The 14,853-nt window shown below is 58.2% G+C and carries 14 protein-coding genes and 1 riboswitch; of the genes, 7 read left to right on the plus strand and 7 right to left on the minus strand.

The window, feature by feature from the left end; genetic code table 11:
• Positions 1 to 75: 75 nt before the first annotated feature.
• From AC6I8P_RS06780 to AC6I8P_RS06795, 4 genes are all read right to left on the minus strand, one after another.
• The gene (locus AC6I8P_RS06780; protein WP_058757262.1) at positions 76 to 1,773 is read right to left on the minus strand and encodes an NAD-dependent malic enzyme; all 1,698 of its coding nucleotides are present in this window, start codon (positions 1,771 to 1,773) and stop codon (positions 76 to 78) included.
• 158 nt (positions 1,774 to 1,931) lie between these two features.
• Positions 1,932 to 2,828 (minus strand): cytidine deaminase, encoded by an 897-nt coding sequence (gene cdd, locus AC6I8P_RS06785; protein WP_481657521.1) that lies wholly within the window; start codon positions 2,826 to 2,828, stop codon positions 1,932 to 1,934.
• Between the two features lie 124 nt (positions 2,829 to 2,952).
• Entirely contained in the window at positions 2,953 to 3,645 is a 693-nt protein-coding gene (locus AC6I8P_RS06790) for a CidB/LrgB family autolysis modulator (RefSeq protein ID WP_021509288.1), read from the minus strand.
• Positions 3,638 to 4,021, minus strand: coding sequence for a CidA/LrgA family protein (locus AC6I8P_RS06795; protein WP_021509289.1), 384 nt, complete (start codon positions 4,019 to 4,021; stop codon positions 3,638 to 3,640). Before AC6I8P_RS06795 ends, AC6I8P_RS06790 begins: the two co-directional genes overlap by 8 nt.
• Before the next feature lie 151 nt (positions 4,022 to 4,172).
• On the opposite strand from AC6I8P_RS06795, the gene AC6I8P_RS06800 reads away from it, so the two are divergent.
• Positions 4,173 to 4,520 carry an endonuclease domain-containing protein gene (locus AC6I8P_RS06800; protein ID WP_481657522.1) on the plus strand — a complete coding sequence of 116 codons (348 nt, stop codon included), beginning with the start codon at positions 4,173 to 4,175 and terminating at the stop codon, positions 4,518 to 4,520.
• A 558-nt stretch (positions 4,521 to 5,078) separates the two neighbouring features.
• Here AC6I8P_RS06800 and metG read toward each other — a convergent pair.
• Positions 5,079 to 7,112: a methionine--tRNA ligase gene (metG, locus tag AC6I8P_RS06805; protein ID WP_498031074.1), complete on the minus strand. Its 2,034-nt coding sequence runs from the start codon at positions 7,110 to 7,112 to the stop codon at positions 5,079 to 5,081.
• 162 nt (positions 7,113 to 7,274) lie between these two features.
• Between metG and apbC the strand changes: the two genes are divergently transcribed.
• Entirely contained in the window at positions 7,275 to 8,387 is a 1,113-nt protein-coding gene (gene apbC, locus AC6I8P_RS06810) for an iron-sulfur cluster carrier protein ApbC (protein WP_262264442.1), read from the plus strand.
• Positions 8,388 to 8,390: 3 nt separating this feature from the next.
• On the opposite strand, the gene AC6I8P_RS06815 is transcribed toward apbC, so the two are convergent.
• Positions 8,391 to 8,834: a GNAT family N-acetyltransferase gene (locus AC6I8P_RS06815; RefSeq protein WP_058775777.1), complete on the minus strand. Its 444-nt coding sequence runs from the start codon at positions 8,832 to 8,834 to the stop codon at positions 8,391 to 8,393.
• Between the two features lie 289 nt (positions 8,835 to 9,123).
• Between AC6I8P_RS06815 and ahpC the strand changes: the two genes are divergently transcribed.
• Together ahpC and ahpF are read left to right on the plus strand one after the other, a co-directional pair.
• Positions 9,124 to 9,687: an alkyl hydroperoxide reductase subunit C gene (ahpC, locus tag AC6I8P_RS06820; protein ID WP_010617942.1), complete on the plus strand. Its 564-nt coding sequence runs from the start codon at positions 9,124 to 9,126 to the stop codon at positions 9,685 to 9,687.
• A 70-nt stretch (positions 9,688 to 9,757) separates the two neighbouring features.
• Positions 9,758 to 11,326 carry an alkyl hydroperoxide reductase subunit F gene (gene ahpF, locus AC6I8P_RS06825; protein WP_211727179.1) on the plus strand — a complete coding sequence of 523 codons (1,569 nt, stop codon included), beginning with the start codon at positions 9,758 to 9,760 and terminating at the stop codon, positions 11,324 to 11,326.
• A 52-nt stretch (positions 11,327 to 11,378) separates the two neighbouring features.
• Here ahpF and AC6I8P_RS06830 read toward each other — a convergent pair whose 3' ends face one another.
• Positions 11,379 to 11,576, minus strand: a complete 198-nt coding sequence (locus tag AC6I8P_RS06830; protein ID WP_127834340.1) for a hypothetical protein — start codon at positions 11,574 to 11,576, stop codon at positions 11,379 to 11,381.
• A gap of 345 nt (positions 11,577 to 11,921) precedes the next feature.
• Positions 11,922 to 12,018, plus strand: a riboswitch (TPP riboswitch).
• A 33-nt stretch (positions 12,019 to 12,051) separates the two neighbouring features.
• Between AC6I8P_RS06830 and thiM the strand changes: the two genes are divergently transcribed.
• The 3 genes from thiM to fbaB all read left to right on the plus strand — a co-directional run bounded on the left by thiM (position 12,052) and on the right by fbaB (position 14,833).
• Positions 12,052 to 12,837, plus strand: a complete 786-nt coding sequence (gene thiM, locus AC6I8P_RS06835; protein ID WP_159378519.1) for a hydroxyethylthiazole kinase — start codon at positions 12,052 to 12,054, stop codon at positions 12,835 to 12,837.
• Positions 12,834 to 13,634 carry a bifunctional hydroxymethylpyrimidine kinase/phosphomethylpyrimidine kinase gene (gene thiD / locus AC6I8P_RS06840; RefSeq protein WP_394516052.1) on the plus strand — a complete coding sequence of 267 codons (801 nt, stop codon included), beginning with the start codon at positions 12,834 to 12,836 and terminating at the stop codon, positions 13,632 to 13,634. Before thiM ends, thiD begins: the two co-directional genes overlap by 4 nt.
• Positions 13,635 to 13,780: 146 nt before the next feature.
• Complete coding sequence (gene fbaB / locus AC6I8P_RS06845; protein ID WP_498031075.1) at positions 13,781 to 14,833, plus strand: class I fructose-bisphosphate aldolase; 1,053 nt, start codon at positions 13,781 to 13,783, stop codon at positions 14,831 to 14,833.
• The last annotated feature ends 20 nt before the right edge of the window (positions 14,834 to 14,853 follow it).

Consider the following 14,853-nt stretch of genomic DNA (forward strand, 5'->3'; position numbering starts at 1 on the left):
GCAAGTTTGCGCCGGTCGGCTGGCGTTTTTTTAAGCGCTGCCGCACCTGAAGCGTGCGGCAGCGTCGGTCTGCAATTAAATCGAGGTACGGCGATAGTGACGATACTGCGGCAGCCAGAAGTTGTTGTTGATGGCTTTCGACAGCACGTCCTCGGAGGTGACCACCGCCACGCCCGCCAGCTGCGCCGCTTTGCCCACTTCCATGGCGATCACTTTGGAGACGCCCTGGATATCCTTAATCTCTGGCAGCACCGGACCTTCACCGTCGTTAACCAGCGGTGAGCAGTCAGCCAGCGCGCGGCTGGCGGTCATCAGCATCGAATCCGTTACGCGGGTGGCACCGGCAGCGATCACGCCGAGACCGATACCCGGGAAGATATAGGAGTTGTTGCACTGGGCAATCGGGTAGGTTTTGCCTTTCCAGGTGACCGGTGCAAACGGGCTGCCGGTGGCGACCAGCGCGTCACCGTCGGTCCAGGCGATGATATCTGCCGGCGTTGCTTCCACGCGCGAGGTCGGGTTAGAGAGCGGCATCACGATCGGGCGTTTGCAGTGCTTGTGCATCTCGCGAATGATCTCTTCGGTGAACAGTCCCGGCTGGCCGGAAACGCCGATCAGGATATCCGGCTGGGCATTACGCACCACGTCGAGCAGTGAGATCGAATCGCTGGTGACATCCCAGTCTTTCAGATTGTCGCTCTTCTGCACCAGCTTGCTCTGGAAATCGAGCAGGTTAGGCAATTTGTCAGTGAGCAGGCCGAAACGGTCTACCATCATCACGCGCGCGCGCGCTTCATCATCGCTCAGGCCTTCGGATTTCATCTGTGCGACGATCTGCTCGGCAATACCGCAGCCGGCGGAACCGGCACCGAGGAACACCACTTTCTGCTCGCACAGACGGCTGCCTGCGGCGCGGCTGGCGGCGATCAGCGTGCCCACCGTGACAGCGGCCGTGCCCTGAATATCATCATTGAAGCAGCAGATCTCATCGCGGTAACGCTCCAGCAGCGGCATGGCGTTTTTCTGCGCGAAATCTTCAAACTGCAGCAGCACGTTTGGCCAGCGGCGCTTCACCGCCTGAATGAATTCATCAACGAAGGCTTCATACTCTTCGCCGGTGATGCGCGGATGGCGCCAGCCCATGTAGAGCGGATCGTTCAGCAGTTGCTGATTATTGGTGCCGACATCCAGCACCACCGGCAGGGTGTAGGCCGGGCTGATGCCACCGCACGCGGTGTACAGCGACAGCTTGCCGATAGGAATGCCCATGCCGCCAATGCCCAGGTCGCCGAGGCCGAGAATACGCTCGCCGTCGGTGACCACGATGACTTTGACATTCTGCTTGGTGGCGTTTTGCAGCATGTCTTCAATGCGGTCGCGGTTGTTATAGGAGATAAACACCCCGCGCGCGCGACGGTAGATTTCTGAGAAGTGTTCGCAGGCCGCGCCAACCGTTGGGGTGTAGATGATCGGCATCATCTCTTCCAGGTGGTTGTCCAGCAGGCGATAGAATAGCGTTTCGTTGGTGTCCTGGATGTTGCGCAGGTAGACGTGCTTGTCGTTATTGTTTTTGAAGTCCAGGAACTGACGCCAGGCGCGCTCGGCTTGCTCTTCGATGGTTTCTACGGCGTCTGGCAGCAGGCCATTGAGGTTAAATTCGTTACGTTCTTCCAGCGAGAAGGCGCTGCCTTTGTTCAACAGCGGAAATTCCAGCAGGATCGGACCCGCGTAAGGAATATACAGCGGACGTTTACTTTCGTACTCGAGTTCCATGCAGTGTTTGCTCCGGTTGCAGTGTTTTCTGACGTGTCGCCAGCAAGAAGGTAACGCCAGACCCGTTTATTGTGAAGTTCTGGCGCCCGATCCTATGAAAATTCCTGCAGATGTACAGCTTTTGTTAATAGAAGGTCACAAAAGCGGTAAAAGGATCACTAAACTGTTGGTTTCGAAACTAAAGTAACTGAGAAATTGCTGCAGCCGAGCGCGGCGAGGGTGGTGCGCGTGGCATCAAACTGGCTCAGCGTGGCGTCGGCGCTTTCTGCCAGCACCGCCTGCTGAATCTCCTCCAGCGCTTCGTTGTGCATATTCATCAGAATCAACGCGGCCTGTAATGGCGGCAGGCTCGGGTTAAAGGCGGCATTTTCGGCATAGCGCCCGGTGTAAATCTGGCCGCTGCGGCTCTGTAACGCCACGCCGCTATAACTCTGGCTGTAAGGTGCATGGCTGCGGCTGGCGGCATCAATCGCGGCCTGCTGCAGCGCATCGCCCTGCGGCAGGAAACCGTGGTCGACCGGCGTCAGCAGCCGTTCACTGATATTGAGATCGGCCGGGCCAAAGGCATCGGGTAAATAGTCGGCCAGCGTGCTGACCGCGCGGCCCGGCAGGCTGATGCGAATCGCCGTACCGCTATTGAGTTCATTCATAAACTGGCGGCAGTGCCCGCACGGCGTGTAGTTGACGGTAATGGTCGCCAGCTGCGCTTCGCCCCGCAGCCAGGCATGCGTGACTGCGCTCTGCTCGGCGTGGACCGTTTGCTGCAGCGGCGCATGTAAAAACTCCATGTTGGCACCGAAGTACCAGTGGCCAGTGATGCCGCGCGCAATAGCGCCCACGTTAAAGTGCGAAACCGGTGCCACGGCACAACAGGCGGCAATCGGCAGCAGTGCGAGTGCCAGCGCATCATCATCCAGACCGGTTGCCTGTTGCAGCTGAGTCACCTCCTGCGGTCGCAGCACGCCGTGAAAATCAGCGGCGTCCAGCAGCGGCTGAAGCGCGCTCTGCAGCGCAGCGGGCAGGGCAGAGAAAGCGGAAGTGAATCGTGCATGCATGATGTTATGGCCTCATTAACTCGTCAGCGGCGAAGCGCCGCCTCAAGGTTTATATGTGATCCATGTCGCTATGACAATGCAAGCTGATTGGCTTGTTTCAACTTTGCGAGATCTCTCGCAAGTTTTACCCCAGTAAGCGCATCAGCAAAGGAAAAATGAAAGGCGCCAGTAACGAGGTGATGATGCCGCAGATTACCAGCGCCAGTGAACTGAAGGCGCCTTCCTGATAGTCAATCTCCGCGGCGCGCGCGGTGCCGAGCGCATGAGACGCGTTGCCAATCGCCAGCCCGCGTGATGACTTGCTGCGCACTTTAAACAGATTCAGCAGCATGTGACCAAACACCGCGCCCAGCACGCCAGCAATCAATACACAAATGGCGCTGATGGCGGGAATACCGTGTAGCGAGCCCGACACTGCCATGGCGATGGGCGTGGTCACCGACTTCGGCAGGATGGTGGCTGCGATTTCCGGAGTCGCCCCCATCCACAGCGCGATCGCCGTGCCGGACACCATGGCGGTAATGCTGCCGATAAAGCAGACGCTAATGATGGTTTTCCAGCGCGCGCGAATCTGGTGCATCTGCTCATACAGCGGCAGCGCCAGCGCCACCACGGCGGGCTGCAGCAGCTGATTAAGCAGCGCGCTGCCAGCGAAATAGCGCGCGTAGGGCAGGTGCGTCAGCAGCAGCAGTGGAATAATGATCGCCATGGCCACCAGCAGTGGATTGACAATGGAGAGGTTGATTCTGGCTGCCAGACGGCGTGCCAGCAGATACGCCACCACAGTAAGCGGCAGTGACCACCAGGCGTCACTCATGGCCAGACTCCTTCGGACGCTGCAGGCGCTCGGCGCTCAGGCCGACAATCAGTAATACCAGCAGGGTGCTGACCATGCAGGAGACGACAATCGGGCCAAACTGTGCGCTGAGGATATCGGTGTAGCCCATCACGCCAACGCTGATCGGTACAAACAGCAGCGCCATGTAGCGGATCAACAGCTGACAGCCGGGTTTCACCCACGTTACCGGGATAATCTGCAGCGCCAGCAGGGCAAACAGCAACAGCATGCCAAGGATGCTGCCGGGAATGGTAAATGGCAGCAGGGCCGCAAGGCCGTTGCCGGCGTACAGCGCGGCATAGACGATGGCAAAGGCGCGCAGATAGCGCCAGCAGGCAGATAGCACGGTGGGCATGTCAGGCTCCTGTTTTCGTGGCGCTTCATCATACGCATTAAGCGCTTAGCGTGCTAGCGATCACACTGGAATGCAGATTCAGGATTTCAACACCTTTGCTTTGAAGCTGAGTAAAGCGGCGTAAGCTGGTGGGCAGAGCGAAGGAGCAGCGATGAACGACACCGTGCAACCGCAGCGCGCGCTGCGAAAAGCGATGCCGCAAGCGGAGCAAAAACTATGGCGTTATTTACGCAACCGAAATGTGTGTGGCGCGAAGTTTCGCCGCCAGCATCCAGTAGGAGGGTACATCGTTGATTTTGCCTGCGTTGAGCGATCGCTGATCGTGGAACTGGATGGTGGACAGCACAATACGCCTGAAGAGCAGGCTTACGATGCCCGGCGCACGGCGTATTTACAGCGCTGCGGCTGGCGCGTAATTCGCTTCTGGAATCATCAGGTGTTTAATGAGCTTGAGGCGGTGATGGCGGAGATTTATCGCTGTCTGATGTTGGCGCGATAAGCGCGGTGCGGTTTTCCCCTCACCCCAGCCCTCTCCCGCAGGCGGGAGAGGGGGTAGTCTTATGCGGGGTTTAGCTATGTGCAGGCCTGGCTCTGAACCCAAACCCCGCACTTAACGGTTCCCTCTCCCGTAAGCGGGAGAGGGTTAGGGTGAGGGCCAGCGCGCACCAACCGTTATTACACCGGCATAGTCGGCTGGGCACCGCTATTCACTGTCAGCACAAAGCTGCGCTTCTGGAATCATCAGGTGGTTAATGAGTTTGAGGTGATGATGGCGGAGATTTATCGCTGCCTGATGCTGGCGCGATAAGCGCGGTGCGGTTTTCCCCTCACCCCAGCCCTCTCCCGCAGGCGGGAGAGGGGGTATTCTTGTGCGGGGTTTTGCTATGTGCAGGTTTGATACATGGGTAACAACGTGCGCTGTTCGGCCCTTTCAATGCGGGAGAATGAGTCAAGCGAACAAGGTGCAGGCCTGGCACTGAACCCAGACCCCGCACTCAGCGGTTCCCTCTCCCGCAGGCGGGAGAGGGTTAGGGTGAGGGCCAGCGCGCACCAACCCTTACTTCACCGGCATACCCGGCTGGGCACCGCTATCCACTGACAGCACAAACAGGTCTTTGCCGCCAGGGCCGGCAGACAGCACCATGCCTTCGGACACGCCGAAACGCATTTTGCGCGGCGCCAGGTTGGCGACGATGATGGTCATCTTGCCCACCAGCACCGACGGATCCGGATAAGCGGCGCGAATGCCGGAGAAAATCTGGCGCTTCTCGCCACCCAGATCCAGCTGCAGACGCAGTAGCTTATCGGAACCTTCTACCAGCTCAGCCTGCTCGATCAGCGCTACGCGCATGTCGACTTTGGCGAAGTCATCAATGGTGATGGTCTCACCAATCGGTGCATCGGCCAGTGGACCGCTTGCCGCCGGCTGATTCGCCACTGCTGCGTCCTCTTTCGAAGCCGCAATCAGCGCCTCCACTTTTGCCATTTCAATACGACCATACAGCGCTTTAAACGGCGCTACGCTGTGGTTGAGCAGCGGCTGCGCAATGCCATCCCAGCTCAGTTCGCTTTGCAGGAAGGCTTCTGCGCGCTCGCTCAGCGACGGCAGTACCGGCTTCAGCCAGGTCATCAGCACGCGGAACAGGTTGATACCCATCGAGCAAATCGCCTGCAGGTCGGCATCGCGGCCTTCCTGTTTCGCCACCACCCACGGTGCCTGCTCGTCAACGTAGCGGTTGGCCAGGTCGGCCAGCGCCATGATCTCGCGGATCGCACGGTTGTACTCGCGGCTGGCCCAGGCTTCACCGATCTTCTCTGACGCATCAACAAAGGTCTGATACAGCGCCGGATCTGCCAGTTCGCTTGCCAGCTGGCCGTTAAAGCGTTTGGTGATAAAGCCAGCGTTGCGCGAGGCGAGGTTCACCACCTTGTTGACGATGTCAGCGTTCACGCGCTGAACGAAATCTTCCAGATTAAGGTCAATATCGTCGATGCGCGAAGAGAGCTTGGCCGCGTAGTAGTAGCGCAGGCTGTCGGCATCAAGGTGCTGCAGCCAGGTGCTGGCTTTGATGAAGGTGCCGCGCGATTTCGACATCTTCGCGCCGTTCACCGTGACATAACCATGCACAAACAGGTTGGTCGGCTTGCGGAAATTGCTGCCTTCCAGCATCGCTGGCCAGAACAGGCTGTGGAAATAGACGATGTCTTTGCCGATGAAGTGATACAGCTCGGTGCTGGAGTCTTTCTTCCAGAACTCGTCGAAATCGATGTCGCCGCGTTTGTCACACAGGTTCTTGAACGACCCCATGTAGCCGATTGGCGCATCCAGCCAGACGTAGAAGTATTTGCCCGGCGCACCAGGGATTTCGAAGCCGAAGTACGGCGCATCGCGGGAGATATCCCACTGTTGCAGACCGGCTTCAAACCACTCCTGCATCTTGTTTGCCACCTGCTCCTGCAGCGCGCCAGAGCGCGTCCACGCCTGCAGCATCGCGCTGAAGGACGGCAGATCGAAGAAGAAGTGTTCGGAATCGCGCATCACCGGCGTCGCACCTGACACCACCGATTTCGGCTCAATCAGCTCAGTCGGGCTGTAGGTCGCGCCGCACACTTCGCAGTTATCGCCGTACTGATCGGGCGATTTACATTTCGGACAGGTGCCTTTGACGAAGCGGTCAGGCAGGAACATGCCTTTTTCCGGATCGTACAGCTGCGAAATGGTGCGGTTTTTAATGAAACCGTTCTCTTTCAGGCGCGTGTAAATCAGCTCAGACAGCTGGCGGTTTTCGTCGCCGTGCGTGGAGTGATAATTGTCATAGCTGATGTTGAAACCCGCGAAATCGGTCTCATGCTCCTGCTTCATTTCCGCAATCATCTGCTCCGGCGCGATACCCAGCTGCTGGGCTTTCAGCATGATCGGCGTGCCGTGGGCGTCGTCCGCACAGATGAAGAACACCTGATTGCCACGCATTCGCTGGTAACGGACCCACACGTCAGCCTGAATGTGTTCAAGCATGTGACCTAAGTGGATAGAGCCGTTTGCGTACGGCAGGGCGCACGTTACCAGTAGTTTTTTAGCGACTTGAGTCATAATTTGCGTAGCATTCCGTGAATAAAAAATCGGGCTTAGATGTTAACCGAAGCACCCTCTGGCGTAAACACAGCAGCTCGGCCACGTCACTTTTAGCGCCTATCTGATATGATTGATGGCACACCGCCATCGTCTGGCGTCATGACTAAATAAGGAGTTGGGATGACCGCACAATCCCGGGACCATCATTCACCTGAAGCGTTGCGCGCCGTGGTTGTCGGCGTGCTGAGCGAGTTTGAGCATCCGACGCTGCAACACAATCTGACTACCCTCAAAGCGCTGCGCCACGTGGCGCTGCTCGACGACAAGCTGCACATTGAACTGGTGATGCCATTTGCCTGGGCCAGCGCGTTTGAGGCGCTGAAAGCCCAGACCAGCGCGGAACTGCTGCGCCTGACCAACACGCGCGCCATCGACTGGCGGCTGCGTCATGACATCGCCACCCTGAAACGCGTGAAAAATCAGCCGGGCGTCAACGGGGTGAAAAACATCGTCGCCGTCAGCTCCGGCAAAGGCGGCGTCGGCAAATCCAGCACCGCCGTGAATATGGCGCTGGCGCTGGCGGCCGAAGGGGCGCGCGTCGGTATTCTCGATGCGGATATTTACGGCCCGTCGATCCCGGACATGCTGGGCACCGAAAAGCAGCGCCCCACCTCGCCGGATGGCACGCACATGGCGCCGATCATGGCGCACGGCCTGGCAACCAACTCTATCGGCTATCTGGTGACCGACGATAACGCCATGGTGTGGCGCGGACCGATGGCCAGCAAGGCGCTGATGCAGCTGCTGAACGAAACGCTGTGGCCGGATCTCGATTACCTGATTCTGGATATGCCACCGGGCACCGGTGACATTCAGCTGACGCTGGCGCAGAACGTGCCGGTGACCGGCGCGCTGGTGGTGACCACGCCGCAGGACATTGCGCTGATTGATGCGCGCAAGGGCATGGTGATGTTCGAAAAAGTCAGCGTGCCGGTGCTGGGCGTGGTGGAAAACATGAGCATGCACATCTGCAGCGAATGCGGCCATCACGAGCCAATCTTTGGTACCGGCGGTGCGCAGAAGCTGGCTGAGGATTATCACACCCGCCTGCTGGCTCAGCTACCGCTGCACATTAATCTGCGCGAAGATCTCGACGACGGTGAACCGACCGTGATTCGCCGTCCGGAGAGTGAATTCACCGCGCTGTATCGTGAACTTGCGGGCCGGGTTGCCGCCCAGCTTTACTGGCAGGGTGAGGTGATTCCGGGCGACATCGCCTTCCGCGCGGTTTAAGCCTTAGCTGCCGCTGGTGCGCGACGCCAGCGGCAGGTGCATCAACACGTATTGGCCCTGTTCGCTCTCTCCCAGCGCTTCGCGCTGCCAGCCGTGCTGCTGATAAAACTGCAGCGCCGCTTCGTTCTGGAGCAGACATTTCAGCGCGCCGGTGGAGGTAAAACGCTGCTGCACCGCGTTCAGCAGCGCACTGCCGACGCCCTGGCCCTGAAAGGCCGGATCAACATACAAACTGTGCAGAAAATTATCGTTATCCATCACGCCGGCAAAGCCTGCGCGGTGGCCGTCGACCTCCGCTACCAGTACCGTTTCACCGGGAATAATCGCGTCGAAATCTTCCAGCTGCCAGTCGTCGCCGGCCAGCCATGTCCAGCTATGACGGCGCGCCGCGAGATACAGCGTGCGTAAAAAAGGGCGGTCGGCTTCTTCAAAAAGACGAATTTTCACTTCCAGACTCCATGCGAGTAAGCGGGCACGTTTTGTAGCGGCGTTGTGCACGCAGTAAAATCGTGCAGCAAAGATGATTGAATGTTTATAAAAAAATAGCAGTTGCCGCGCGCAAAGATAAAGCCTGTTAACTCTGCGGCTTTTCTGTGTAGAATGCCGCGGCAAGCCGCATCAAATCTGGCGTCGGCACTTTGATAGCTTTTGATTATCTGATTGATAACGTCTGCATATTAGAAGTTGGCCCGAAAATTATGTAGCCTGCATCACATCTTTTTAACGGAGGTCACCCATGTCTATCATCAATACCAAAATCAAACCGTTCAAAAACGCTGCATTCAAAAACGGCGAATTCATCGACGTAACCGAGAAAGACGTTGAAGGTAAATGGAGTGTTTTCTTCTTCTACCCGGCTGACTTCACCTTTGTATGCCCGACTGAACTGGGTGACGTGGCAGACCACTACGAAGAGTTCCAGAAACTGGGCGTAGACATCTACTCCGTTTCAACTGACACGCACTTTACCCACAAAGCCTGGCACGGTTCTTCAGACACCATCGCGAAAATCCAGTACGCGATGATCGGCGACCCGACCGGTGCTCTGACCCGTAACTTCGAAATCATGCGTGAAGCAGAAGGTCTGGCTGACCGCGGTACTTTCATCGTTGACCCGGAAGGCATCATCCAGGCCATCGAAATCACTGCAGAAGGCATCGGCCGTGACGCATCTGACCTGCTGCGTAAAGTGAAAGCGGCTCAGTACGTGGCTTCTCACCCAGGTGAAGTTTGCCCGGCTAAATGGAAAGAAGGCGACGCAACGCTGGCTCCATCACTGGACCTGGTTGGCAAAATCTAAGTCACCAACGCCCTTTGATCTTTCTTCCATCGGGTGCTGCGGCACCCGATTTTCTTCACAGGAACTCACTATGCTCGACACCAATTTAAAAACCCAGCTCAAGGCCTATCTTGAGAAACTAACGAAACCGGTTGAGTTGATTGCCACACTGGACGATGGCGCAAAATCCGCAGAGATCCGTACTCTGCTGACCGATATCGCGAGTCTGTCTGATAAAGTCAGCTTCCGTGAAGAGAACGATCAACCGGTACGTAAGCCATCATTCCTGATTACTAACCCAGGCAGCCACAGCGGTCCGCGCTTTGCCGGTTCGCCAATGGGCCACGAATTTACCTCACTGGTGCTGGCACTGCTGCAGACCGGTGGACATCCGTCGAAAGAGGCGCAGAGCCTGCTGGATCAGGTTGTTGCGCTGGACAGCGACCTGCATTTCGAAACCTATTATTCTCTGTCGTGCCACAACTGTCCTGACGTGGTACAGGCGCTGAACCTGATGGCGGTGCTCAATCCGCGCATCCGTCATACCGCCATCGACGGTGGCATGTTCCAGAACGAGATCACCGAACGCAACGTCATGGGCGTGCCGGCGGTTTACCTCAACGGCAAAGAGTTCGGTCAGGGTCGCATGAGCCTGGCAGAAATCGTCGGTAAGGTAGACACCAACGCGGATAAGCGTGCGGCTGAAGAGCTGAACAAGCGTGATGCCTATGAAGTGCTGATCGTCGGCAGCGGCCCGGCGGGCGCTGCGGCGGCCATCTACTCGGCGCGTAAAGGCATCCGTACCGGCCTGATGGGCGAGCGCTTTGGCGGCCAGGTGCTGGACACCGTTGACATTGAAAACTACATCTCCGTGCCGAAAACCGAAGGGGCCAAGCTCGCCGGTTCCCTGCGTGCGCACGTTGATGACTATGACGTGGACGTGATCGACACCCAGAGCGCCATCAAGTTGATTCCGGCAGCGAAAGAGGGCGGCCTGCACGCCATCGAAACCGCTTCCGGCGCAGTGCTGAAATCACGCAGCATCATCATTGCTACCGGCGCACGCTGGCGCAACATGGGCGTTCCAGGCGAAGAGCAATATCGCACCAAAGGTGTGACCTACTGCCCGCACTGTGACGGCCCGCTGTTTAAAGGCAAACGCACGGCGGTGATCGGCGGCGGTAACTCCGGCGTTGAAGCGGCCATCGACCTGGCCGGTATTGTCGAGCACGTTACGCTGCTGGAATTTGCCAGCGAAATGCGCGCCGATAAAGTGCTGCAGGATAAACTGCGCAGCCTGAAAAACGTCGATGTAATCCTGAACGCGCAGACCACCGAAGTGACAGGCGACGGCAGCAAAGTTACCGGTCTGACCTACATCGACCGCAATAACCAGACCAGCCACGAACTGGCGCTGAGCGGTATATTCGTACAGATTGGTCTGCTGCCTAACACCAACTGGCTGGAAGGCGCGGTAGAGCGCAACCGCATGGGCGAGATCCTGATCGACGCCAAAGGCGAAACCAGCCTGAAAGGCGTATTTGCCGCCGGCGACTGCACCACGGTGCCATACAAGCAGATCATCATTGCCAGCGGGGAAGGGGCCAAAGCGTCACTGAGCGCGTTTGATTACCTGATCCGCACCAAACCGGCTGAATAAGTTTTGCGATAGCCACGCAAGCGCCCTGCAACCTGTGTTGCGGGGCTTTTTTTTATCCCAGCCAGCGACGCGCCTGTTCATCGCTGATATCGCGATAATAAATTTTATGGATGCGCTCGCCGCAGCGTTTGCATTCGGCTTCGAGGTACGTGGAGTACCTGTAACGGCCGCCGGGGGCAACGGCGCCTTGACGGGAAATGGTGATATTGTGCCAGTAATGCGCGTGCGGAAGAAAACTGAATAAAGTCATTAGCGATTCCGGGTGAAGGTGAAACAGCGGTCTTCAAATCCGGAGGGGAATTAGGCCGCGTTATGCCGCCGGCCGGTTTGATATTAATCAAGTTGCGCGCTTTCTCCTGTTTATTTCCCGCCTACTGCCCCGGCAGATTAAATTAACTATCCTGATGAATTTTAGGGATTTTGTGAAAATTGATCTCCATCGATTTGTTTATATTTTCCTGATGAACACAAAATCATGAAAATTGATGGCGCACGTATTTTTGCTCTTCGTTGTCCGGCAAAAAAAGCGCACCCGCCGCAGGATTTACAACTTTAAGCTGACCCTTTATGCTGTGAAGGCACGTCTGACACGGACGTGCATGACTCGGGGTGCCCTTCTTTGTGGAGGCTGAGAAAGACCCGTAATACCTGATCTGGATAATGCCAGCGTAGGGAAGTCAGATGCCTGACCGCATTCGCCTTCCTGATTGCCGGTTGGGAGCCTTATGACACAGCCTGACCCTCTTTCCCCGGCGCAACTCGCGCATTCTCTGCAACTGCTGCGGCAGCAGGCACCGCTGGTGCATTGTATGACCAACGACGTGGTGCAAACTTTTACCGCCAACGTGCTACTGGCACTGCAGGCTTCGCCCGCGATGGTGATTGATGGCGATGAAGCGGCGCAGTTTGCCGGTTTCGCCGATGCGCTGCTGATCAACGTCGGTACGTTAACCCGTGAGCGCCGCGATGCGATGCTGGCGGCGGTACAGGCCGCTAACCAGGCCGGCACACCGTGGACGCTCGATCCGGTGGCGGTAGGCGCGCTAACCCTGCGTACGGAATTCTGTCAGCAGCTGCTGAGCCTGCGACCGGCGGCCATTCGCGGCAACGCTTCAGAAATTCTCGCCTTAGCCCACCAGGGCACAGGTGGACGCGGTGTGGATAGCGCGCATCAGGCCGATGCCGCACTGAACGCTGCGCAGCAGCTGGCGCAACGCTGCACCACTATCGTCGCGGTAACCGGCGAAGTCGATTACGTCACCGATGGCCGCCAGACGCTGGCAATACCCGGCGGCAGCCCGCTAATGACGCGCGTGGTCGGCACCGGTTGTGCGCTATCCGCCGTAGTCGCGGCGTGCAGCAGCCTGCCGGGCGAGCGCATCCAGCACGTGGCAGCGGCCTGCCGCGTAATGTCACTGGCGGGAGAGCAGGCCGCGCGCAGCGTGGCAGGGCCGGGCAGCTTCGTCGCCGCTTTTCTCGATGCGCTGTGGACGCTGGAGGTGGCGGCATGAAACGCATCAATGCATTGACCATTGCCGGCACCGATCCCAGCGGTGGCGCGGGTATCCAGGCGGATCTGAAAGCGTTTTCCGCGCTCGGCGCGTACGGCACCAGCGTGATTACCGCGCTGGTGGCACAGAACACCCGCGGCGTGCAGTCGGTGTATCGCATCGAACCGGCATTTGTCGCGGCGCAACTCGACTCGGTGCTGAACGACGTGCGCATTGACGCCGCCAAAATCGGTATGCTGGCGGAGACGGCGATCGTTGAGGTGGTGGCAGAGAAGCTGAAACGCGCCAGCCTGCCGTTTGTGGTGCTGGATACGGTGATGATTGCCAAAAGCGGCGATGCGCTGCTGTCGCACGATGCGGTAGCCAGCATTCGTGAACTGCTGCTGCCGCAGGTATCGCTGATCACGCCCAATCTGCCGGAAGCCGCGGCGCTGCTGGGTTGCCGCATGGCGCAGGACGAGGCGAGTATGCTGCAGCAGGGCGATGCGCTGCTGGAACTGGGCTGCGAAGCGGTGCTGATGAAGGGCGGTCATCTCAGCGATGCGGAAAGCCCGGACTGGCTGATCACCCACGCCGGCCGCCAGCGCTTTACCGCACCGCGCGTTAACACCCGTCATACGCACGGCACTGGCTGTACGCTGTCGGCGGCGCTGGCGGCATTGCGACCGCGCCATGCGGACTGGGCGGGCACCGTAGCGGAGGCCAAGGCCTGGCTGCAGCAGGCGCTGCTGCACGCCGATTCGCTGGAGGTCGGCCACGGCATTGGGCCGGTGCATCATTTCCATCAGTGGTGGTAGGGCGTAACGCCAGATTGCCGTTTTTTCACTGCGTATCCGTCTGAAAAATGGAGTCAGCAATTTGCCAGCCTGGCGCGTTTCGGTCCAGGCTGTGGGGGCGAATCGGCAGGTGCCGGTTCTTTTCCAGCCATTTATCAGGAGCGAACATGACGGACATCGTACAGTTATTGGGTAAAGAGGCGGATACGCTTCTTCAACATCGCTGCATGACCATTCCAGCGGATAGCCTTTATTTGCCGGGCGCGGATTATGTCGATCGCGTGATGATTGATAACAATCGTTCTCCTGCGGTACTGCGCAATATGCAGACGCTCTACAACACCGGCCGTCTGGCGGGTACCGGCTATCTGTCGATTCTGCCGGTGGATCAGGGCGTGGAACACTCTGCTGGCGCCTCGTTCGCTGCCAATCCGGCCTATTTCGACCCGAAGAATATCGTCGAGCTGGCGATTGAAGCTGGCTGTAACTGTGTGGCATCAACCTATGGCGTGCTGGCCTCCGTGTCACGTCGCTACGCGCACCGAATCCCGTTTATGGTCAAGCTGAACCATAACGAAACCCTGAGCTATCCCACGCAGTATGACCAGACGCTGTACGCCAGCGTCGAGCAGGCGTTCAACATGGGCGCGGTTGCGGTCGGCGCCACCATCTATTTTGGCTCTGAGCAGTCACGCCGGCAGATCGAGGAGATTGCAGCGGCCTTCGAGCGTGCGCACGAGTTGGGCATGGTGACGGTGCTGTGGGCCTATCTGCGCAACAACGATTTCAAGAAGGATGGGGTGGATTATCACGCCAGCGCCGATTTAACCGGTCAGGCTAACCATCTGGCGGCCACCATTGGTGCCGACATTGTGAAGCAGAAAATGGCGGAGAATAACGGCGGCTATAACGCGGTGAAGTTTGGCCACACCGATGAGCGCGTGTACAGCAAGCTGACCAGTGAGAATCCGATCGATCTGGTGCGCTACCAGCTGGCCAACTGCTACATGGGCCGCGCCGGGCTGATTAACTCCGGCGGTGCTTCAGCCGGTGCGACCGATGTGGCGGAGTCAGTGCGTACGGCGGTGATCAATAAACGCGCCGGCGGCATGGGGCTGATTCTTGGGCGTAAGGCGTTTAAGAAGTCGCTGAAAGAGGGCGTGGTGCTGATTAATGCGGTGCAGGATGTGTATCTGGCGAAGGATGTGACGATTGCCTGATGGTGTGAGGGCGTTTTTTT

Source organism: gamma proteobacterium symbiont of Lampromicra miyakona, from assembly GCF_059730895.1.

Coding starts and splice junctions, on each gene's coding strand:
- AC6I8P_RS06780 (WP_058757262.1), bottom strand. CDS start 1,773: ATGGAACTCGAGTACGAAAGTAAACGTCCGCTGTATATTCCTTACGCG.
- cdd (WP_481657521.1), bottom strand. CDS start 2,828: ATGCATGCACGATTCACTTCCGCTTTCTCTGCCCTGCCCGCTGCGCTG.
- AC6I8P_RS06790 (WP_021509288.1), bottom strand. CDS start 3,645: ATGAGTGACGCCTGGTGGTCACTGCCGCTTACTGTGGTGGCGTATCTG.
- AC6I8P_RS06795 (WP_021509289.1), bottom strand. CDS start 4,021: ATGCCCACCGTGCTATCTGCCTGCTGGCGCTATCTGCGCGCCTTTGCC.
- AC6I8P_RS06800 (WP_481657522.1), top strand. CDS start 4,173: ATGAACGACACCGTGCAACCGCAGCGCGCGCTGCGAAAAGCGATGCCG.
- metG (WP_498031074.1), bottom strand. CDS start 7,112: ATGACTCAAGTCGCTAAAAAACTACTGGTAACGTGCGCCCTGCCGTAC.
- apbC (WP_262264442.1), top strand. CDS start 7,275: ATGACCGCACAATCCCGGGACCATCATTCACCTGAAGCGTTGCGCGCC.
- ahpC (WP_010617942.1), top strand. CDS start 9,124: ATGTCTATCATCAATACCAAAATCAAACCGTTCAAAAACGCTGCATTC.
- ahpF (WP_211727179.1), top strand. CDS start 9,758: ATGCTCGACACCAATTTAAAAACCCAGCTCAAGGCCTATCTTGAGAAA.
- AC6I8P_RS06830 (WP_127834340.1), bottom strand. CDS start 11,576: ATGACTTTATTCAGTTTTCTTCCGCACGCGCATTACTGGCACAATATC.
- thiM (WP_159378519.1), top strand. CDS start 12,052: ATGACACAGCCTGACCCTCTTTCCCCGGCGCAACTCGCGCATTCTCTG.
- thiD (WP_394516052.1), top strand. CDS start 12,834: ATGAAACGCATCAATGCATTGACCATTGCCGGCACCGATCCCAGCGGT.
- fbaB (WP_498031075.1), top strand. CDS start 13,781: ATGACGGACATCGTACAGTTATTGGGTAAAGAGGCGGATACGCTTCTT.